The sequence below is a fragment of the uncultured Winogradskyella sp. genome (genome assembly GCF_937958655.1).
Classification (GTDB): Bacteria; Bacteroidota; Bacteroidia; order Flavobacteriales; family Flavobacteriaceae; genus Winogradskyella.
Genome location: NZ_CALGNH010000030.1, coordinates 1 through 22444 on the forward strand (window position 1 = coordinate 1; position 22444 = coordinate 22444).

The 22444-nt window shown below is 33.8% G+C and carries 21 protein-coding genes; 11 read left to right on the forward strand and 10 right to left on the reverse strand.

The window, feature by feature from the left end:
* The coding region (locus tag Q0800_RS06275) for a hypothetical protein (protein WP_299128392.1) at positions 1 to 661 on the reverse strand (661 nt) is incomplete at its 3' end.
* A 257-nt stretch (positions 662 to 918) separates the two neighbouring features.
* Here Q0800_RS06275 and Q0800_RS06280 point away from each other — a divergent pair.
* From Q0800_RS06280 to rodA, 5 genes are read left to right on the forward strand one after another with little or no spacing between them, the layout of a single operon-like run.
* Positions 919 to 1947: a rod shape-determining protein gene (locus Q0800_RS06280; RefSeq protein ID WP_155088459.1), complete on the forward strand. Its 1029-nt coding sequence runs from the start codon at positions 919 to 921 to the stop codon at positions 1945 to 1947.
* A gap of 10 nt (positions 1948 to 1957) precedes the next feature.
* A complete protein-coding gene (gene mreC / locus Q0800_RS06285; protein WP_299128393.1) occupies positions 1958 to 2779 on the forward strand; it encodes a rod shape-determining protein MreC in 822 nt (273 codons plus the stop codon).
* Positions 2772 to 3275: a rod shape-determining protein MreD gene (gene mreD / locus Q0800_RS06290; protein ID WP_299128394.1), complete on the forward strand. Its 504-nt coding sequence runs from the start codon at positions 2772 to 2774 to the stop codon at positions 3273 to 3275. The genes mreC and mreD overlap by 8 nt, the downstream gene beginning before the upstream one ends.
* Positions 3272 to 5212 (forward strand): penicillin-binding protein 2, encoded by a 1941-nt coding sequence (gene mrdA / locus Q0800_RS06295; RefSeq protein ID WP_299128395.1) that lies wholly within the window; start codon positions 3272 to 3274, stop codon positions 5210 to 5212. Before mreD ends, mrdA begins: the two co-directional genes overlap by 4 nt.
* Positions 5213 to 5214: 2 nt before the next feature.
* On the forward strand, positions 5215 to 6495 hold the full coding sequence (gene rodA / locus Q0800_RS06300) for a rod shape-determining protein RodA (RefSeq protein WP_299128396.1): 1281 nt from the start codon (positions 5215 to 5217) through the stop codon (positions 6493 to 6495).
* A gap of 62 nt (positions 6496 to 6557) precedes the next feature.
* Here the strand turns inward: rodA and Q0800_RS14165 are convergent, their stop codons facing one another.
* From Q0800_RS14165 to Q0800_RS06330, 7 genes are all read right to left on the reverse strand, one after another.
* Positions 6558 to 6758, reverse strand: a complete 201-nt coding sequence (locus tag Q0800_RS14165; RefSeq protein ID WP_366518835.1) for a PLDc N-terminal domain-containing protein — start codon at positions 6756 to 6758, stop codon at positions 6558 to 6560.
* A gap of 315 nt (positions 6759 to 7073) precedes the next feature.
* Entirely contained in the window at positions 7074 to 7598 is a 525-nt protein-coding gene (locus Q0800_RS06305; RefSeq protein ID WP_299128397.1) for a hypothetical protein, read from the reverse strand.
* Between the two features lie 313 nt (positions 7599 to 7911).
* On the reverse strand, positions 7912 to 9351 hold the full coding sequence (locus Q0800_RS06310; RefSeq protein WP_299128398.1) for an NADP-dependent isocitrate dehydrogenase: 1440 nt from the start codon (positions 9349 to 9351) through the stop codon (positions 7912 to 7914).
* Between the two features lie 229 nt (positions 9352 to 9580).
* The gene (locus Q0800_RS06315; protein WP_299128399.1) at positions 9581 to 10924 is read right to left on the reverse strand and encodes a gluconate:H+ symporter; all 1344 of its coding nucleotides are present in this window, start codon (positions 10922 to 10924) and stop codon (positions 9581 to 9583) included.
* Positions 10924 to 12321, reverse strand: coding sequence for an NADP-dependent phosphogluconate dehydrogenase (gene gndA / locus Q0800_RS06320; RefSeq protein ID WP_299128400.1), 1398 nt, complete (start codon positions 12319 to 12321; stop codon positions 10924 to 10926). Before gndA ends, Q0800_RS06315 begins: the two co-directional genes overlap by 1 nt.
* A gap of 2 nt (positions 12322 to 12323) precedes the next feature.
* Positions 12324 to 12818: a gluconokinase gene (locus Q0800_RS06325; protein ID WP_299128401.1), complete on the reverse strand. Its 495-nt coding sequence runs from the start codon at positions 12816 to 12818 to the stop codon at positions 12324 to 12326.
* Positions 12811 to 15465 (reverse strand): valine--tRNA ligase, encoded by a 2655-nt coding sequence (locus Q0800_RS06330; protein WP_299128402.1) that lies wholly within the window; start codon positions 15463 to 15465, stop codon positions 12811 to 12813. The genes Q0800_RS06325 and Q0800_RS06330 overlap by 8 nt, the downstream gene beginning before the upstream one ends.
* Before the next feature lie 185 nt (positions 15466 to 15650).
* Here Q0800_RS06330 and Q0800_RS06335 point away from each other — a divergent pair, with 185 nt between their 5' ends.
* Entirely contained in the window at positions 15651 to 16076 is a 426-nt protein-coding gene (locus Q0800_RS06335) for a DUF1573 domain-containing protein (protein WP_299128403.1), read from the forward strand.
* A gap of 41 nt (positions 16077 to 16117) precedes the next feature.
* On the opposite strand, the gene Q0800_RS06340 is transcribed toward Q0800_RS06335, so the two are convergent.
* Positions 16118 to 17446 carry an aspartyl protease family protein gene (locus Q0800_RS06340; RefSeq protein ID WP_299128404.1) on the reverse strand — a complete coding sequence of 443 codons (1329 nt, stop codon included), beginning with the start codon at positions 17444 to 17446 and terminating at the stop codon, positions 16118 to 16120.
* A gap of 166 nt (positions 17447 to 17612) precedes the next feature.
* Here Q0800_RS06340 and Q0800_RS06345 point away from each other — a divergent pair, with 166 nt between their 5' ends.
* The 4 genes from Q0800_RS06345 (at position 17613) to Q0800_RS06360 (ending at position 21332) form a co-directional block, all read left to right on the forward strand.
* Entirely contained in the window at positions 17613 to 18803 is a 1191-nt protein-coding gene (locus tag Q0800_RS06345) for a pyridoxal phosphate-dependent aminotransferase (protein WP_299128405.1), read from the forward strand.
* On the forward strand, positions 18803 to 19816 hold the full coding sequence (gene murB / locus Q0800_RS06350) for a UDP-N-acetylmuramate dehydrogenase (protein ID WP_299128406.1): 1014 nt from the start codon (positions 18803 to 18805) through the stop codon (positions 19814 to 19816). The genes Q0800_RS06345 and murB overlap by 1 nt, the downstream gene beginning before the upstream one ends.
* Before the next feature lie 184 nt (positions 19817 to 20000).
* The gene (locus Q0800_RS06355; RefSeq protein ID WP_299128407.1) at positions 20001 to 20534 is read left to right on the forward strand and encodes a sigma-70 family RNA polymerase sigma factor; all 534 of its coding nucleotides are present in this window, start codon (positions 20001 to 20003) and stop codon (positions 20532 to 20534) included.
* 9 nt (positions 20535 to 20543) lie between these two features.
* Positions 20544 to 21332, forward strand: coding sequence for an anti-sigma factor (locus Q0800_RS06360; protein ID WP_299128408.1), 789 nt, complete (start codon positions 20544 to 20546; stop codon positions 21330 to 21332).
* Positions 21333 to 21419: 87 nt separating this feature from the next.
* Here the strand turns inward: Q0800_RS06360 and aqpZ are convergent, their stop codons facing one another.
* Positions 21420 to 22106 (reverse strand): aquaporin Z, encoded by a 687-nt coding sequence (aqpZ, locus tag Q0800_RS06365; RefSeq protein ID WP_299128409.1) that lies wholly within the window; start codon positions 22104 to 22106, stop codon positions 21420 to 21422.
* Positions 22107 to 22237: 131 nt separating this feature from the next.
* On the opposite strand from aqpZ, the gene Q0800_RS06370 reads away from it, so the two are divergent.
* Positions 22238 to 22441, forward strand: coding sequence for a membrane or secreted protein (locus tag Q0800_RS06370; RefSeq protein ID WP_299128410.1), 204 nt, complete (start codon positions 22238 to 22240; stop codon positions 22439 to 22441).
* The last annotated feature ends 3 nt before the right edge of the window (positions 22442 to 22444 follow it).

Below are 22444 nucleotides of genomic sequence, written 5' to 3' on the forward strand. Positions count from 1 at the left end.
TCTCTCCTGTTGCCTGGTCGGTAATTACCCAACCATTGTTGGCTCCTACTCCCATACCTACTATCTCTACATCAATCGGATCACCTACTCCATCATTTGCACATATCGTTGCCTCTGTGCCTCCACCTACGATCTGTATAGATGCAGCGTCTGCCTCGCAAGTTGACCAAGCAGCAGCAGAACCACCATTAACTGTGGTGTAAGGTCCATTCCCTGAAATAAAATTAGTTACGTTATCCCATCTACCAGCAGTCACAGCTTGTGATGATCTCGCTTGATTAGTAGCTCCCCATTGAACAAAAGACACTAATATATTTGGATCAGAAGAACTAAAGCTGCTAGTGCTGAATAAGCTAAGTCCATCTTCTGATTCTGTCATATCATACGATAAGGTAATAGATTCATTAGCCATTAACATATAATTACCACTAATTGGAGTTACCGTACCAACCCTAACATAAGTCCCTGGGCCTAAACAAAGCCAGTAATTAGTAACATTTACCATCGACGATCCAGTATTTGTGATCGTTAGTACATCAGTTGCAGGATTAACACTGGTAAAAGTCGCTCCTTGAGCTGAACTCACCTGCACACCTACAATAAATACTGATAAAGCTACGAGAGCTTTAATCAGATTTCTAAACTGTAATTTTTGTTTCATTTTTATGTTTGTTTTTTTTTAACATTTCAAAATTAATTGTCATCACTCAAAAAAAATGTTAGGTAGCTAACACAAAAAATAAATATTTCAAAGTACTATCTTACAACGACTTATAATAGGAGAAACAAATACTGATGAGCTTAATTTTTTTTTATGATTCAAATACTTGAACTTAATCTATTTAACCATCATTTATTACTTAGGATTTCTTACTTTTATACATTATTTTTATGAAAACTAATTATTTAGAATAACACATGGGATTTTTTGATTTCCTAACTGAAGAAATAGCGATAGATTTAGGAACCGCTAATACGTTAATCATTCACAATGATAAAGTTGTAGTTGATAATCCTTCAATAGTAGCCAGAGATCGCATTAGTGGAAAAATAATTGCCGTTGGTAAAGAAGCCAACATGATGCAAGGGAAAACACACGAAAACATTAAAACCATTCGTCCTCTTAAGGATGGTGTTATAGCAGATTTTGATGCTTCTGAACAAATGATAAGTTTGTTTATTAAGAATATCCCTGCGCTTAAAAAGAAATTTTTTAATCCTGCTCTAAGGATGGTAGTCTGTATACCATCTGGTATTACAGAAGTTGAAATGCGCGCGGTAAAAGAATCTTGTGAGCGCGTTAATGGCAAAGAGGTGTATCTTATCCACGAACCTATGGCAGCTGCGATTGGTATTGGAGTAGATATAATGCAGCCTAAAGGAAATATGATTGTGGATATTGGTGGTGGAACAACTGAAATTGCTGTTATTGCACTTGGAGGTATTGTTTGCGACAAATCAGTTAAAGTTGCGGGAGATGTATTTACAAACGATATTATTTATTACATGCGAACGCAGCATAACTTGTATGTTGGCGATAGGACTGCGGAAAAAATTAAAATACAAATTGGTGCAGCAACTGAGGATTTAGATTTACCTCCAGAAGATATGAGTGTACAAGGCCGTGATTTGTTAACAGGAAAGCCTAAACAAGTCAACATTTCTTATCGTGAAATTGCCAAAGCATTAGATAAGTCCATACTCCGAATTGAAGACTCAGTAATGGAAACCTTATCTCAAACTCCACCAGAATTAGCAGCAGACATATACAATACAGGGATTTATCTAGCAGGTGGTGGCTCTATGCTTAGAGGTTTAGACAAACGTTTATCCCAAAAAACAGATTTACCGGTTTACATTGCAGAAGATCCTCTAAGAGCTGTAGTTAGAGGTACAGGTATTGTGCTCAAAAATCTTTCAAAATACAAAAGCGTATTGATTAAATAAAAGGTAAATAATGCAACAAATCTTCAATTTTGTTATACGAAACAAAACCTTTCTGTTGTTTTTATTTCTTTTTGGCATATCGCTAGCCTTAACCATACAATCGCACTCCTACCATAAAAGTGTTTTTATTAATTCTGCTAATGGACTTACAGGAGGTGTTTATGGCACTATAAATTCTATTGGAAGTTATTTTAACCTTAAAGAACAAAACCAAATACTTGCAGAAGAGAATAAACGCTTAAGATCTACTGTGCTGAATACAAAATCTTCTAAGAGTTCTGTAAATGTAGATTCTAGTTTTTCAAATTTAAGGTATAAAGTTACCGTTGCAGATGTTTATAAAAACAGTTATACACTACCAAACAATTACCTTACCATTAATAAAGGAAAAAAAGATAGTATTACTAGAGATCTCGCGGTTATAACCTCTAAAGGTATTGTAGGTATTGTTGACAATACCTCTAACAGCTACGCCAGAGTATTATCTATTTTAAGTAAAAAAAGTAGAATTAATGCTAAATTAAAATCTACCAATCACAGAGGCTCGTTAAGATGGGATACAAAATCACCAAACCTTGTTCAATTAGAAGATATATCCTCCTTTGCATCAGTTAAAATAGGTGATACTATAGAAACTGGTGGAGAGTCTACAATATTTCCTAAAGGCATTGGTATTGGTACTATTGAAACTTTTAATAAAGATATAAGTGGTGACACCTACACTATACAGGTGAGATTGTTTAACGACATGTCTAACATTGGTGTTGTTTATATTTTAGAAAATTTAGACAAACAAGAAATACAACTTCTAGAAAAATTGTCTAATGAATAATACCGCTCTATATATTATTCGGTTTATAGTGCTAATATTAGTGCAGGTAGCCATCTGTAATAATATTAATTTTTTGGGCTATATAAACCCATACATTTATATTATTTTCATTTTTCTATATCCTATTAGAGATACCAGACTAACACTTTTACTTGTCAGTTTTTTACTTGGTGTGCTCATTGATTTGTTTTCTGATTCTGGTGGCGTACATGCTGCAGCTTCGGTAGTATTGGCCTACGCTAGGCCTTTAGCCCTAAAAAATTCTTTTGGGATGCTTTACGAGCACCAAACCATAAAATTCTCCAAAACCGACTTAGGTAATTTAATTACCTATATTATTATTGCTACAACCCTACATCACTTGGTTTTATTTTCTCTAGAGATTTTTAACATCTCAAGCATAATATTAATACTTAAGAAAACGTTGTTTTCTGGTATATTCACCATTATACTAAGTACGTTAATAATCATTCTATTCAGCCGTAATAAAACATGAGAAAATTATTACTATTAGCTTCGGTCATATTAGTCGGTCTTATCTTTGTTGCGCGCTTATTTTACCTTCAGGTATACAATAGTACTGCCTATAATATTTTTGAGGATAGTGCTATTAAAAAAGAGTTTACTTACCCTAAAAGAGGGTATGTTTACGACAGAAACGGCAAATTACTAGTTGCCAATCAGCCCTCTTATGATGTTATGGTCATACCAAGAGATGTGGAACCCTTAGATTCTACAGATTTTTACGAATTCTGCAATCTGCTAAAAATCACCAAAGCTGATTACATTAAAAAGTTTCAAAAAGCAAAAAATTATTCACCACGTTTACCCTCACCTTTTGTACAACAATTATCTAAGAGTGATTATGCTGTACTACAAGAAAAAATGAGAAAATACACTGGATTTTACATCCAAAAACGATCCTTAAGATCTTACCAAACCACCATCGGAGCCAATGTATTAGGCGATATTGGAGAAGTTAATAAAAGTATTATCGCCAAACAGCCCTATTACAGACTTGGTGACTTAATAGGGAAGCAAGGCATTGAGAAAACGTACGAAAACACTCTTAGAGGCACAAAGGGTATTACCTTTATTCAAAAAGATCGCTTTAATAAAAATATTGGACCATATAAAGACGGAATCTATGATACCTTGCCAAAGCCAGGAAAAGATATTACCATAACCATTGAATCTAAATTACAGGCCTATGGTGAATTACTTATGAAAAACAAGCGCGGAGGAATCGTTGCCATTGAACCGAGCTCAGGCGAAATTTTAGCCATGGTATCTGGCCCGTCTTACAATCCTAATTTACTAGTAGGAAGAGATCGCTCTAAGAATTTCAATAAATTATATAGAGATAGTATTGCAAAACCATTATTTGATAGAGGTTTACAAGCCATGTACCCACCTGGATCGCCATTTAAAACACTTAATGCCCTTGTTGGATTACAAGAAGGCGTTGTTACCACTAAGGATCGCTTTAGTTGTGCGTTAGGCTATCGTTATGGCAATAGAAAAATGGGTTGCCACGTGCATCGAAGTCCTGCTGATATGAATATTGGGATTTATGAATCTTGCAATGCTTATTTTGCAAATGTCTATAGAAGAATTATAGATAAATACGATTCACCAGCAGAAGGCATGGACAATTGGAGTAAGCACGTAAAGAGCTTTGGACTTGGCAATTACCTTAATAATGATCTCTCTGTAGGTCAACCAGGTAAAGTACCAACTGCAGAAACTTACAATAGAGGTTATGGCAAAAATAGATGGTACACCACCTTTACATTATCTAACGCAATAGGACAAGGTGAAGTTTTGGCGACACCAATTCAGCTTGCTAATATGGCAGCAGCTATTGGCAATAGAGGGTATTATTACACCCCTCATATTATTAAAACTATTGAAGATGAAACCATACCCAATAAATTTACAACACCAAAATATACAACCATAGACAAGCGTCATTTTGAACCTGTAGTACAAGGCATGCATGACGTGTATAACAAAGGAACTGCAAAAAGATTAAAAGTACCAGGTATTGAAATCTGTGGAAAAACAGGTACTGCCGAAAATTTTGCCATTATAGATAGTGTAAAGACCCAATTAACAGATCACTCCATTTTTGTAGCCTTTGCACCTAAAGATAATCCTAAAATTGCCATCGCAGTTTTTGTTGAAAATGGCTATTACGGAAGTCGTTTTGCTGGTAGAATGGCAAGTTTAATGATAGAATATTACATTAAAGGGGAGATTACAAGAACAGACATGGAAAACTTTGTACTGCGTTATTCTTTAGAGCATGAATATGAAAAACCTTTTTCTAATGAACCTTTTGGCATAAACAGAAAAACAATATTAGATCCCATTGATGAAAAGGATTTTCAACAAAATATAAAAATAAAAGCTGAAATTAATAAGTCTTAATTATGTTGAGAGAAAACCAAAGACGTTTTAGATTAGACTGGATTACGATTATTTTATTTCTGCTCTTAATCGGTTTTGGCTACGTTAATATTCTATCTGCATCTCATGTCGGTGAAATAACGAGTTATTTTGACATGAGTCAACCCTACGGAAAGCAGACTGTTTTTATTGGGTTAACATTTGTACTCATAGTATTAATCCTCTCTTTTGAAGCTAAGTTTTACGAACGCTTTGCTAGCCTCATTTATTTGGTTGCTATTTTAGCTTTGCTAGGTTTATTCATTTTTGGCAAGGATGTTAATGGTGCACGTTCTTGGTATGGTATTGGTAGCATGACCATACAGCCCAGCGAATTCGCAAAATTTGCTACTGCATTAGCCGTTGCTAAATACATAAGCGACTTACAGACAAATATGCAAACGTTAAAAGATCAAATACGTGTTGCTGCTATTATAGTTCTCCCTGCGCTATTAATTTTACTACAAAATGATGCTGGTAGTACTATTGTTTATTTGGCATTTTTCTTTGTGTTTTATAGAGAAGGCTTACAACAAGTTTACTTAATAGTGGCACTTTCGGTAATTACTTTAGCAGTCTTAGCTTTAAAATTTGGGATTATTGCGGCTGGTATATTAACAAGCGTTGTATTGGTAGCAAGGTACTTTCTTAAAAATAAAAAACGTCCCAATATACTACAATACATCATTGTACTCATAGCATGTATTGCCTTTTCCTATAGTGTTAAATTATTTTATGAGCATGGCTTAAAACCACACCAACAGAATAGAATAAGTCTTTGGCTACGGTTAGAAAAAGACCCAGCAAAATTAGAGCTTATGAAAAAACGGGAGGCCTATAATCTCATACAGTCCGAACAAGCCATAAGTTCTGGTGGATGGACAGGGAAAGGCTTTTTACAAGGGACAAGGACTACTGGTAAATTTGTACCAGAACAGCATACAGATTATATTTTTAGCACAGTTGGTGAGGAATGGGGTTTTTTAGGAAGTGCCTTTGTAGTGCTTTTATTTATAGTATTAATCATTAGGATATTATACTTAGCCGAATCACAAAAATCTCAATTTAGTCGCGTTTACGGTTATGGAGTTGCCTCTATATTTTTTGTGCACTTCACCATAAATACAGGTATGGTTATGGGCTTAATACCTACAGTTGGTATACCTCTGCCGTTTTTTAGCTATGGTGGTTCTGGGCTTTGGGGTTTCACCATTCTACTATTTATTTTTATAAAATTAGATAGCAATAAGATTAATGAATGGTAATGAAAAAGCCCACTTATTAAGCAGGCTTTTAAGAGCAATTTTTTAATCTACAATTAAGTCTTTTAAGTAATTTCATTCACTTTAAATGTCCTTGACATTATGTAAAAAAAGACACCAAACACAGGTAAAAACAACAATAATACTAACCAAACTATTTTATCTTTTAGATGCTTCTGTGATCTAAGCACAACAATACACAGAAAAAGAGTAGTTAGTGTGTAACAACCTATGAAATAATTTACAAATTCTGTTTCTACAAGCATAATGGTTTCTTTGTTATACAACTTACATCTCAGAGAGCAACTAATATATATTGCTCAACTGATAAACGACCTCTTTTATTATACTCTATACTCTGAGTACTTTAATTATTTTTTTAGGCTATTACTTTTGAGGACCAAATAAATCCATTTCAGAAAAAAGAAAATACCAAAACCAATGAAAAGAAAAATAAAATAATTAAGCCAATCATGTTTTTCAGTATAACCTGTCCGATAATATTGCTTCGAAAGAAAAAATATACCTGCTACTATATAAGATAGGATACCAAACAATAAGTTTAAATGCTTCATAATAATTTAATTTACGTCGTCAATAAATACATCACATGCTCGACATCCTTTAAAGCAATCACTGTCTTGAATATATCCTTCTTGCCTAAGAATGACACATCCTACATACGCAAATGTATTACAGGGAATCCAGTCACATATCATCTCATCTGTCGGATTACTCTCGTCTCCGTTCATATGGTTGAAACATGCATTAAAATTTTCAAAACAGGTTGTACCTTTTGAGTTTATCTTAGGGCTGTAATTATAATATTTTTTTCTCAAGTTTAAATATTCAGATTCATTAATATTATTTAAATTGTAATAGATAATTTCACCAGTAACTGGGCTTAGAACTTCAAGTATGCTCTCGCCATTTTCATTTTCTATAGTTCTAATGACAAATGTGAGACTCGTATTTTCAACCAAATGCTTCATAGAATAATACACTAAAGCTGATTTTACTTTGAAAGAGCCTTCTAATTTTAAATCCTCGATGAATGATGCCAAGATATAATTTTTAAACAGTTTTTCATCAAAGATTTCATGCATATCATATATAGTATTGTTTCTTTGATTTGAAATTGTAAAATACTCATTGGCAATTTCACCAATAGTGTTTGATATTGATTTTTTTGAGTCAATCTTATAAGCTTTTTTATAAGGCTCTTCTTTTTCTTTATCAGAACTCTCTTCGGTTGAGCAACTAAAAACAATTAACGTTAGAATTGCAGTGGTAAAAAATAGCTTTTTCTTTTTTTAAAAATTTTGGAATTATATTTATTTAACAAAATTAAAAGTGGTTTTGATTGACAGTAATTGTCCTGAACGATAGCTTTTCGGAATATTAGTTTATAAAAACTTTCTACTGCCCTTGGCCTAATGAGTAGCCTCTTATTCCATCAAAAGTATATAAGTTCTCTGTTTTAATGGCATCTATATCATGATCCATAGCAGCTTGTAATATTTCTACAATTTTTCCCTTAGACAATTCTTTCCCTTCTTCTTTTACAGAGTATCTACAACGCCAGTGGTCTGTACAAAATGTTTCATTAAATCCATTAGGCCAAACCTTAATACCTCTGTTAGTAATCATTGATAGTTCCAATTCATCATTATTCAACTTTTGTAGTTTTTCAGCTAATTCATTGGCATCATCTCCATTCCAGTCCACAAACAGATCGACTCCAACTACTTTTTTATCTTTAGACGGTCTTCTTTGATACTTTGGTAAAATTAACGGTGTATTATCTTCAAAGCTTACCTCTGGCAATTGTTTTGGTCTGTTTCCTAAATTGGCGATTACAGCTTGGGCAAATTCTTTAGTTCCAACACGTTTGGTACTCATAATAGGATCATAAATGTCATTGGTATGAACTCCATCTTCTATAGTTCTTAACCATGCATTTTGGATTTTCTCAGCAACATCGCTTTGTCCTATGTGATTCAACATCATTACAGCACCATTTATTAATCCTGAAGGATTAGCAGTGTTTTTTCCAGCAATATCAGGCGCAGAGCCATGAATTGCTTCAAACATAGCACATTCTTGTCCAATATTTGCGGAACCCGCCAAACCAACAGAGCCTGTAATTTGGGCTGCAATATCAGACACCACATCACCATATAAATTCGGCATTACAATAACATCAAAATCCTCAGGTGAATCGGCTAATAAAGCAGAACCTATATCCACAATCCAATGCTCGTTAATGATGTCTGGGTATCTAGAAGCAACTTCATCAAAGACTTGGTGAAACAGACCGTCCGTTTGCTTCATAATATTGTCTTTGGTAAAACAGGTTACTTTTTTTCTTCCATATTTCTTGGCATACTCAAACGCATAGGTCACTATTTTTTCGCATCCAGGACGGCTTATTAATTTTAAACACTGTACAACCTCATCTGTTTGTTGGTGCTCTATACCAGCATACAAGTCTTCTTCATTTTCTCTTATGATAACAACATCCATATCTGGATGTTTCGTTGTCACAAAAGGATGTAAACTACGACACGGCCTTACGTTAGAGTATAGTCCAAGCGTTTTACGCATCGTTACATTCAAGCTTTTATAACCTCCTCCTTGTGGAGTTGTAATTGGTGCCTTAAGAAGTACTTTATTTTTCCTAATAGATTGCCAAGCTTCATCTGAAATCCCTGTAGAATTACCTGTGAGATAGACTTTTTCACCAACCTCAATTTCTTCAAAAACTAAATCAGCTCCTGCAGCTGATAGAATATTAAGAGTCGCATTCATAATTTCTGGACCAATTCCATCACCTTTTGCTAACGATACTTTTATCATAATTACACTGTATTAAATTACAATACAAAGATGATATTAGTTTTACATATATTTTTATATATGTTTTTAATATTATATATAAACATATCTTATTGAAAAGCTTTTCGTAGCCTGTAAATGTTAGAGATCTTTAACTTTTTTAATGCAGTTAACATTAAAAATTTTATGAAATTTTAACTAAAACATAAAGCCTTTAGAATGAATGAAAAGGACAACAGTATCTAAATAGCTATATAAATAAGGAGATTAATAGCACCGAAATAAAACCAGTTAAGGCTAAAAGGCTGGTCATAATAGTCCAACTCTTAAACGTTTGTTTTTCATTTAACCTTAAGTATTTTCCAACCAGCCAAAAACCACTATCATTAACATGAGACATAATACTGGCACCAGCTGCAATAGCAATTACCAATAAGGCTTTTTCGGGCTCTGAAGCATTGAGAGAAATTAATGGTGCTGTTAATCCTGCTGCGGTAATCATAGCCACGGTAGCCGATCCTTGAAGAATTCTAATTATAACAGCCGCCATAAAACCGAAAAAAATAATGCCAATACCTTTATCCGCAAAATAATTAGCTAACATCTCACCTGTACCAGTATTGACTAGTATCTGCTTAAAAACACCACCAGCGCCAGTTATTAAAATAATAGCTCCTGCTGGCGCTAGAGACTTTGTGCTAATATTAAGTAATTCGGTTTTTGTAAATCCTCTTCTTAAGCCTAAACTGTACCATGCAATAAGATTAGCAACAATCAGTGCCGTAAAAGGATGGCCAATCATACTTATCCACTCCTTTATTTCGTTAGGTATTGCGCCTTCAGTGACTAATGGACTATTAATAACCGTGTTACAAACAATCAAAACAATTGGTACTGAAATAATACTAATAATAGCAGCTACTGGTGGATAATTAATGTTTTTTGTATCCTTTTCAATGACCTCTGGCGCTTCAACAAAAATACGTTTAGCTATAAATTTTCCGAATACTGGCCCACAAACAATAGCTGTCGGGATCCCAACTATAATACCAAATAGTATTACCCAACCCAAGTCTGCTGATAAAATATCTGCTACTGCAATTGGCCCAGGAGTAGGAGGAATAAAAGTGTGGGTTATGGCGAGACCTGCTAATAGCGGAATACCATATAAAAGCAGAGATTTGCCTGTTTTACGCTGAAGCGCATAAATCATTGGAACCAATATAATGAATCCCACATCAAAAAAAACCGGGATAGCAACAATAAAGCCCGTAAGCATCAATGCCCAAGAGGATCGCTTCTCTCCAAACTTACTAAGCATAAAAACCGCAAGAGATTCCGCACCACCAGAATGCTCTAAAATAGCTCCAAATATAGCACCCAAACCAACAACTACAGCTACAAAGCCTAAGGTACTACCCATACCTTCTTGTACGGTTTTAATAATTTCCATTGGATTTAATCCCGACAAAATTCCGACCAAAACACTCGCAATCAACAAGGCTACAAAGGCCTGAATTTTAAAGCGAAGGATGAGTATTATTAATACTACAACTCCTGATAAAACAGCTCCTACAAGTGAAAAATCAATCATTATTCTATCCAATTAGTATGAAAATATTGGTCTTCTGAGCTTCCGATTTTTTGATACGTATGCGCACCAAAATAATCGCGTTGTGCCTGTATTAAGTTGGCTGGTAAATTTGCCGTTGAGAGCGACAACCAATAATCATAAGCATTATAAAATGTATTTACACTTACATTAGAGTCTAAAGCATTCTTTAATAACACTTTAATTTGGCCTTCGCTTTCTTGAAGTAAATTTATAAATACCTCATGATCTAAATACGTTTTATCCGCTTTTAAATAGTGCGTTGAGGCTTCCATAAAATGAGATCTTATGATGCAGCCATTTGTCCAAATTCTAGCAATTTCAGAACAATCTATATCCCAATCATTTTCTTGCGCTCCTTTTTTTATGAGATCAAAACCTTGATAGTGATTAATAATTCTTGCAAATCGATAAGCGTTTTCTAAATCCTTAATAGAACTAGTGTTATGTTGCTTCTCTCTTACCACATATTTTGAGAGCTCTACACGCTTGGCCTTATAAGATGAGATATAACGTGCAAATACTGAAGATGCCATCATACTATTAACCGATCCAAAATCTAAAGCTGCTTTAGAGGACCATGAGCCTGTACCTTTATTACCTGCTTTGTCTAATATTTTATCTAAAAGGTAGTCTTCCCCTTCTTTTTTAGTTAAAATATCTGTAGTAATTTCTAACAAATAACTTCCAAGATCAGTAGCATTCCATGCCTTAAATATCTCGGCTATTTTATCGTTAGAATAATGATTGCGCAAAAGCGCATATAATTCTGCAAGCAACTGCATTTCGGCATATTCTATACCATTATGAACCATCTTAACAAAGTGCCCAGATCCATCTTTACTAACATAAGCACAGCAAGGTTTATCGTGCTTATCTTTACCTGCAATGGACTCAAAAATTTCAGAAATTTGTTGATAAGCTTCTGCATTACCGCCTACCATTAAAGACGGTCCTTTCAATGCTCCCTCTTCTCCGCCAGAAACACCACATCCTAAAAAATGAATCTTATGTTCTAGCAAATTTTGACAACGGCGTTTTGTATCACTGTAATGTGAATTACCACCATCTATAATAATATCACCTTCAGAAAGTGAGGGTAATACTATATTTATAACTTGATCTAAAGCTTTACCAGCTTTAATCATTATCAATAATTTACGAGGTCTTTGTAATGAGTCTATAAATGCCTCCAAATCCGTAAATCCTTGGATATGCATTTTATCCGTTTTACGCTCTAAAAGCTGAGACACCATGTGCTCTTCACCTGGTGTTAACCTATTATATACAGACAATGAAAATCCTTTATCTGCAATATTTAAGCTTAGACTTGCGCCCATAACACCTAGTCCAATAACACCAAAGGCAGACTGCTCCATAGTTATAATTTTTCTAAAACTGAATTAATAATTACTTGAGGTGGTAAACTAATATCAACTTGTAATCCATAATTTGGTACTTCTAAAGCTTCAAATTGAGATTTTAAAAGTTGAGAAGACATAAAATGGTCTTGTCTTAATTCCATCCTTGACTTAATGAGCTCATAATCACCTTTTAAATAGACCCAAGTAACTGCTTCTTTACATTTTGAAGTAAGTAAAGTACGATATTTTTCTTTGAGTGCAGAGCAGGCTAATACAGCACCGTTTTTTCGCGACCATTCTAAAATATTATGAGCTAATCCCTCTAGCCATGGCTGACGGTCCTTATCGTTAAGTGATTGACCACTAGACATCTTTTTGATGTTAGCTTCTGGGTGAAAGTCATCTGCATCATAATATGGTATATTTAAGCTTAAAGATAATCCTTCTGCAATCGTAGATTTGCCAGAACCGCTTACGCCTAAAACAATAATAACCCTAGATTTCTTATGCATTTAAACTTACTAAACTAGCTTTAATTGTTTCTATTTTAGCTAAGGCATCTGCCTCTTTTTTCTTTTCTGAAGCCACAACTTGTTCTGGAGCGTTATTTACAAAACGTTCGTTGGACAGTTTTTTCTGAACAGATTTAAGAAAACCTTCTGTGTAGTTGAGTTCTTCTGTTAGCTTCGTAATTTCGGCCTCAACATCTATACTACCTTCCATAGGAATAAAGTATTCATTAGATTTTACGCGGTAGGTTAAGGCTCCTTCCACAGCTTCTGATACGTAATTAAAACTACTAAGGTTTCCCATTTTTACAATTACCTCATCAAAGGTTGGTTTTGTAGTTTCATTATTTACAATAGAAAATCCAATAGCATCCTTATTGGCTATGTTTTTTTGCTTTCTAATATTTCTTAGACCAGAGATGACCTCAGCCGCAAAATCAAACTCAGCAATAAGATCTTTATTAATCGTTTTAGGTTTTGGCCATTTTGAGATAATAAGTGCCTGCTCGGTAGTTCTTTGGCTTATTAATTGCCAAATCTCTTCAGTTAAAAATGGCATAAAAGGATGCAGTATCCTTAAATTATCCTCTAACAATTCAATTGCAGTATTTAAGGTTTTAGCGTCTATAGGTTGTTGGTAAGCAGGTTTTATCATTTCTAAAAACCATCCACAAAAATCATCATACACTAACTTATACATAGCCATTAGGGCATCACTTAATCTGTACTTACTAAAGTGATCTTCTATGTCAACCAGTACCTCTTGAAATTTAGATTGACACCACTCTACAGCGATTTTACTTGAGCTTGGTTGTTCTATATTTTCATCTATTTCCCACCCTTTTATCAACCTAAAGGCATTCCATATTTTATTAGAAAATTGTTTTCCTTGTTGACAGAGTGCTTCATCAAACAACAAGTCGTTGCCTGCCGCAGAGCTTAATAAAAGTCCTACTCTTACGCCATCAGCACCATATTCTTCTATCAACTTAAGAGCATCAGGAGAGTTCCCTAAAGACTTAGACATTTTGCGACGTTGCTTATCTCTAACTAAACCTGTTAGATAAACGTTTTCAAAAGGTTTTTCATCCTTATACTCATAACCTGCAATAATCATTCTGGCCACCCAAAAGAATAATATATCTGGACCTGTTACGAGGTCATTGGTTGGGTAGTAGTATTTAATTTCTTCGTTTTCAGGGTTTCGAATACCATCAAACACAGACATTGGCCAGAGCCAAGAACTAAACCATGTATCTAGTGCATCTGCGTCTTGCCTTAAGTCTTCTATTTTAAAAGATGTATCAACATCGCTCGATGTAAGAGCTAATTTCTTTTTGGCTAATTCATAAGCGGCTTCTCTAGTCTCAGCAACAACAAAATCTTCTTTACCATCACCATAATAATAGGCAGGTATTTGCTGTCCCCAAAGTAATTGTCTTGAGATGTTCCAATCTCGGATATTTTCCATCCAATGGCGATAGGTGTTTTCAAACTTTTTAGGAAAAAGTTTAACATCACCATCTTTTAGCACCGCTGTAATCGCTGGTTTTACCAAATCTTCCATCTTTAAAAACCACTGATCACTTAGACGTGGTTCTATAATGGCTTTTGTACGCTCAGAGATACCAACACGATTATTGTAATCTTCAATTTTTTGTATTTGACCAAGTGTTTCAAGCTCCTTTACAATGGCTTTTCTAACTACAAAGCGATCCTTACCTTCATATTGTAAGCCATAACTGTTTAGCGTAGCATCTTCATTAAAAATATCGATGACTTCTAACTGATGTTTATCTCCCAAGATTTTATCATTTTCATCGTGTGCAGGTGTTACCTTTAAGCAACCTGTCCCAAATTCAACATCAACATAATCATCTTCTATAATAGGGATAACACGATTACATATTGGCACAATCGCTTTTTTACCCTTTAAGTTAGTGTGTCTAGGGTCTTGTGGATTAATACAAATAGCGGTATCACCTAAGATGGTTTCTGGTCGTGTTGTTGCTATTGTTAAGGTCTCATCTGAGCCTTCTATTTTGTAATTTACATAGTAGAGTTTTCCTTGTTTTTCTATATATTCAACCTCTTCATCGGACAGTGTAGTTTTTGCTTCAGGATCCCAATTAACCATACGATAGCCTCTATAAATAAGGCCTTTGTTAAATAAATCTACAAATACTTTTATTACGGCTTGAGACATATCATCGTCCATCGTAAATTTTGTTCTTTCCCAATCACAAGAACAGCCTAGTTTTTTTAATTGCTCTAGGATAACAACACCATACTCCTCGGTCCAATCCCAAGCATGTTTTAAAAACTCAGCTCTAGACAAGTCATTTTTATCTATGCCTTGTTCCTTTAATTTAGCAACCACTTTTGCTTCGGTTGCTATAGAAGCGTGGTCAGTACCTGGTACCCAACAGGCATTTTTACCTAACAGTCTTGCTCTCCGTATTAAAACATCTTGAATGGTATTATTAAGCATGTGTCCCATATGTAGTACTCCTGTAACGTTCGGCGGAGGAATTACAATGGTATAAGGCTCTCTATGATCTGGCTTGGATTGAAAATACTTGTTTTTCATCCAGTAGTCATACCACTTTGCCTCTACTGCTAATGCATTATATTTTGATGGGATTTCCATGTTTTGGTACTGTTTTTGATAAGTAACTAACAAAAGTACTTATATTTCTTTTTTTGAAAAATTATATGGATGATTAATGTTACCGTAAAGTTTAAATACTGTTAAATACATTGTAATACATCTAATTAATTTTGACGCGATTAAAAAAGTAAGTAGCTTTGAATATCAATTTTAAATAAAAAATGATGAAAAATGTAATAGCAATTTTGTTTATAGGTTTAATGAGTCTTGGTATTTCTGCTCAAAAAAAAGCAGCTAAGATTGAATTTAAGACTGAAGTTATTGACTACGGCACTATAGAAAAAGGGGCTGATGGTGTAAGAACTTTTGAATTTACAAATACAGGTAACGCACCTTTAATAATTTCTAGTGTTAAATCTACCTGTGGATGTACGGTTCCTAAAAAACCAAAAGATCCTATTATGCCAGGTGAAACCGGTGAGATTGAAGTAAAGTATGACACTAAAAGAGTGAACCCAATACGCAAAACAATTACGGTTATCTCTAATGCTGAAACTCCTACGGTAGCACTTAAAATAAAAGGATTAGTTATTGATCCTAATAAAACGAGTGTTTTAGAAAAGAAAAGTAAAAGTATGATGGAACAGTAGTAAACATCTACTTATAAAACAAAACATAAGAATTAAAGCCCTCAGTTTGAGGGCTTATTTATTTTAAAAGCATCATCTAACTTAAACTTAAAGAATTTTTCTTTGCCGTCTCTTTCTACTTTCATAGTGAGCGTTGTCCCTGTTTTGTCATGGAAAAACTGGTTAATTTCGGGTAATCTATAATTATAAACCAATACCTTATTAATACTAATCACAATATCTCCAACCCTTAAACCAGATGCATAAGCATTAGACGTTTCTCTAATTTCAACGATTTTATAGGCGGGCTTTAACCGCATTATATAATCTATAGAATAATCGATTTTTACTGCCCTACTAGACTTATCATTATTACGGACAGAACTATAACCATTTGAGGGCTGATTTTGCCTAGAGATATTTACACGTTCCTTTACAAACATATTACCATTATGCTCTAGTATAATTCCACTATTGTTATACGTAAAGCGGTTTTTAAAATAAGAGTTCTTTTTTAAATGAATATCTTGATTTCTGTAATCAAAAATGATATTAAACCTTTTTAAAATATCCCCTCCTAAGCTTCCTTTTCTGTCTTTGTGCATCTTTGCAAGATCAACAGAAGACGGGTCTGGAAAAGAGACGTTAACATCGTTCAAATTATAGTTGGCAAGATTAAATTTTTTAACCTTTGATCGTTTACCATAAACTGAACCACTAAGCCCTTTACCAAGGTAGTCCCTAAAAAACCTTTCAGTATCTGGTATAATTCCATTTTTAATATCTTCAAAAAGCCATAATGCATCACTACTCCCAGTATCTATTAATAATTTAACAGTTTTTATATTTTGCTCACTAAAAAACACATTAGCATTTACATAAGGTTTTCTTCGGTATAAATTTATAGGGATAGTCTGCCATTTTTTGGAGTTTTTTAGTTTAAACGTCTCATGCTTATAAATCTTTATATACTCAGAGTTATAATTAATCTCAACAACAAAATTCTTAAACAAATCATACCCAATAATGCCATGAACAAGCACGCCTAACCTAGGTGTAAAGTTTATAGAATTGTCAAATAAAACATACAAATCTTGATTGGTTGAAATAGCATCACCAATTTTAAATATATTATTTTTAGATTTTAAGGCTTCTATTTTTCCATCAGCACCTAATCCATGTAAAAAAAAGGTCTCGGTATCTTTTAAATTTAAAGAATCACTCTCAGAAAGATTAAACAAAATGGGTTTACTTACGCCAGAATCTAAAACAAAAGATAAAGTAACTCCATTGACTTCTACAGGTAAAATTATGAGATTACTTGTAAACTCAAATTTAATTTTTTTACTTTCCTGAGTATTAAGAAAAAAACCACTTTGAGAATAAAGCAAACTACAAGATAACCCTACAAAACATAAACTTAGATACCTAAAAAACAATTTCAATAGCTGTATTTTTAAATGAATTTACAAATCTTTAGATTGTCAGTATATTTAAGGTTCTTTTTTTACAAATAATTTAAGAAATTTAAGACCTTTGCTCTCTAAATTAATTATAATGCCAAAAATTTCAAGAAAAGGAATAACCATGCCTGAGTCACCAATTAGAAAATTGGTACCTTTTGCTGAAGATGCAGAAAAAAAAGGAAAAACTGTGTATTACCTCAACATTGGTCAACCAGATATAAAAACACCTGCAATTGCTCTAAATGCTATTAAGAATCATTCACTAGATATACTTGCTTATTCTCGGTCTGAAGGCTCTGAAAATTATAGACTAAAAATTGCAGACTATTACAAGCGTAATTCTATTAATGTTACCCATAACGACATTATAGTAACTACTGGTGGTAGCGAAGCGCTATTATTTGCCTTTGGTAGTATTATGGATGAAGATGATGAAATTATAATACCAGAACCCTTTTACGCCAATTACAACGGATTTTCAACAGCCTCTGGTGTAAATGTTGTTCCTGTAATTTCTAAGATAGAAGATAATTTTGCATTACCACCTATTGAAGAATTTGAAAAATTAATCACATCCAAAACAAAAGCTATTTTAATATGTAATCCTGGTAATCCTACAGGCTATTTATATTCTAAAGAGGAAATAAAAAAGTTAGCTTCCATCGTAAAAAAGCACGATTTATTTTTAATAGCAGATGAAGTTTACAGAGAATTTGTTTACGATGGTATTAGCCATTATTCTATTTTACAAGAAGAAGGTTTAGAGAACCATGCTATTGTTATAGACTCTGTATCTAAGCGTTATAGCATGTGTGGTGCTCGTATTGGTTACTTAGTTTCAAAGAATAAAGAAGTTATAAAAACAGCATTAAAATTTGCACAAGCACGTCTTAGTCCTCCTACATTGGCACAAATAGCTAGTGAGGCTGCTTTAGACACTCCACAAAGTTATTTTGATGATGTAATTGAAGACTATGTAAACCGAAGAAACTTGCTCATTGCTGAGTTTCAAAACATCCCAGGTGTAAAAGTGGCCAAACCTAATGGAGCGTTTTATTGCATTGCAGAGTTACCTGTGAAAAATTCAGATGATTTTGCACGTTGGTTATTAGAATCCTTCGATTATAATAACAATACCGTTATGGTTGCTCCTGCCGCAGGATTTTACTCCTCACCAAATGTTGGCAATAACCAAATTAGAATTGCTTATGTCTTAAATGAGGAAAGTTTAAAACGAGCTGTACAAGTTTTAGCAGAAGCTTTAAAAGTTTATAAAGATTAATGGTCATAGAAAAAAATGTTTCTTTACAACCCTTTAACACTTTTGGCATAGACGCAAAAGCCAAACTATATTGTAATATCACAGATATTAACAGCTTAGAAGACATTTTAAAGAAACATAATACTCAACCTATATTTACCCTTGGAGGTGGCAGTAATATGTTACTTACCCAAGATATTGAAGCACTTGTTTTACACATTAACCTTAAAGGCATTAGTATATTTAGTGAGACGGAAGATGCCGTTATTATTAAGGCTATGGCAGGTGAAAATTGGCATAATTTTGTAGTATGGTGCCTTAAGCATAACTATGGTGGTATAGAAAATTTATCCCTTATTCCTGGGAATGTTGGCACAGCACCCATACAAAACATAGGTGCATATGGTGTAGAACTCAAAGATGTATTTGTGAGTTGCGAAGCCATAAATATTAAAACCCAAAAGGTAAAAACATTCACCAAGGACCAGTGCAAATTTGGTTACAGAGAATCTGTTTTTAAACAGCAACTCAAAGGAAACTATATCATAACAAGTGTCAACTTTAAGTTAACGAAAGTTCATCATCAACTCCATCTCAATTATGGTGCTATAAAGCAACAGCTCAATACATTTAATATTGCCAAGCCAACAATAGAAGATATATCTAAGGCTGTTATTGCAATAAGACAAAGTAAATTACCCGATCCTAAAAAGATTGGGAATAGCGGAAGCTTTTTTAAAAACCCTGTAATTTCTATTGAACAATTTCAAAAGCTAAGCCAAAACTTTCCTGAAATACCATCCTATAAAGTATCTGATAAAGCCGTAAAAGTACCTGCGGGCTGGCTTATTGAAAAAGCTGGTTTTAAAGGCAAACGTTTTAATGATTACGGAGTACACAATAAACAAGCCCTAGTTTTAGTTAATTACGGAAATGCAAACGGGAAAGACATATTTACTTTAGCCATTTTAATTAAAGAAACCATTAAAAGACTCTTTAAAATAGATATAGAAACTGAAGTGAATATCATATAAAACAAAAGCTACAATTTTCATTGTAGCTTCTGAATTTAGAATAATTTAAATATGCTATTAACACTCGCTTTTAGTAGCGCACATTATTCTAAAAATATATGTTGCTATTAACCCTTAAGGTCTAATTAACTATATTTACGATATAAAATCCTAATTGGATGTTCTTAAATAAGATTTTAACATTTTGAGTATTACATCTACTGAGCAAAACATTATAGACCTACTTAAGGTAAAGGACAAACGTGCTATAAATCTTCTCTACGAAAACTATTCTAATAGTTTATACGGTGTTATTTTAAAAATCACTATTAACGAAGAAATAGCAGAAGACGCCTTACAGGAAACCTTTGTGAAAATTTGGAAAAATGCGCATAAATACGATGCCAGTAAAGCAAAACTTTTTACATGGCTCTTTAGAATTGCTAGAAACACAGCCATTGATAAACTGAGAAGTTTTAATAATCGCTACCATAAAGAAGTCCAAATTGATACTTCTAACGTATATATACTTCCAACAAGCAATTTAAACCAAGACGTCTTGGATATTAAAGACCACGTTGGCCGTTTAGAAGAAAAGTACCAAATTGTGTTAGACGCCTTATTTTTTCAGGGTATGACACAACAAGAAGCTAGTGATGAATTAAACATTCCACTAGGCACAATTAAATCGAGATTAAAAATTGGATTACGCGAACTTAAAAAAGTTTATAATCCTTAAACTAATGACATGGATAAGAAATTACATAAGTTTTTAGATTCTAATCTACTCAACAAGTATTTAGTAGGCGAAACTTCTATTGAAGAGAACAAAGAAGTTGAGTACTTTATTAGTACATACCCAAAAGCCGCAGACGCATATCAGAAGCTACAAGATAACCTTGAGATTATAGCTAAAGCGGGTGCTACAAATGTTCCTAAAAATATATTATCTAACATACTAGAAGAGCTAGACGACACTAGTAATACTAAAGTTATACAACTCGTTCAGCAAAAACAAACACCATGGTACAGTATTGCTGCGAGTGCTGCTGCAGTATTATTTGCAACCATGTCCTTTCTTCTTTATCAAAAAAACTTAGAGTTAACAGATGAGAATAACATTGTAGTCGATGAAATTTTTGACCTCAGAGGAGATATTGATAATAACAACTCTAAACTTAACGAATTATCTAAAGTGCTAAATAATCTCAACAATCCAGACGCTAAAAAATATGTCATCAATGGAAATGAGCGCGCCAAAAACTTAAAGACTGTAGCTTATATTAATCCTGTTGACAAAACAACTATGATTGATGTGATCTCCTTACCACAATTACCAAAAGATCAGCACTATCAAATTTGGGCAGAACTGCAGGACAGAATGGTTAATTTAGGGATCTTAGACGAGTCAGAACGTCAATTAAAACCTATTCCGTATATGGAAGACGCCCTAGCACTAAGTATTAAAATAGGTACAGATGGCACAGAAAACAATGCTAACGATAATGCAGTAGCTGAAGTTTCATTAAAACAATAGTCATTGATTGCTGTATCATAAAAATTGTAAATAAAAAGAGGCCTCTTTAAAGAAGCCTCTTTTTATTTATTACAACCTTTTAAGATGTTATTCTTTTGCGAAAAATGATTTATGAATAATGCCACCAATTATAGCACCTACGATTGGAGCCACCCAAAACACCCATACTTGAGATAAATAAGCGCCATCAGCAAATAAAGCTTGGCTCAATGATCTTGCTGGATTAACTGACGTATTAGAGATTGGAATACTAATTAAATGAATTAAAGTTAATGCTAATCCTATAGCAATACCAGCAAATCCCTTTGGAGCTTTAGGATAGGTACTACCAAGTATTACTAATAAGAAAAATGCCGTTAAAATAATCTCAGCGATGATTACAGATGTGATACTATACCCACCAGGTGACAAATCTCCATATCCATTAGATGCAAACCCACCAACAGATTCAAAACCAGATTGCCCAGAAACAATAAGATAAAGTGCACAGGCAGCTGTTGTAGCTCCTACAACTTGGGCAATGATATAACCAATTAAATTTTTAGCCTCAAATTTACCACCAGCCCAAAGCCCTATGGATACAGCAGGATTAAAATGCGCACCAGACACGTGCCCAACAGCATATGCCATTGATAATACGGTTAAACCAAAGGCTAAAGACACTCCTACAAATCCAATCCCTAATTCAGGAAAACCTGCAGCAAAAATTGCACTACCACAACCTCCAAACACAAGCCAAAATGTTCCAAAAAATTCTGCAAATAATTTCTTCATAATTGATAATTAATAAGTTAGTTAATAAATATTTCTAATTGTGAGACCCAAGACTTCCGTTTTAGGTCACAATTAAAGCCTGTGCAGAATAAATGTAAAAGCCCTATCTTTGCATAAATAGTTGTATTATTATGAAATTATTATTCCTCACTCTTGGATTGTTAGCCCTAGCCATTGCTGGTATTGCTATAAAACTATGGGCAAAAAAAGATGGCGAATTTGCAGGGACGTGTGCCAGTCAAAACCCTATGTTAAATAGAGAAGGTGAAGCATGTGGTTTCTGCGGAAAAACACCAGACCAGTTTGATAATTGTAACGAACCTCAACACTCATAGCCT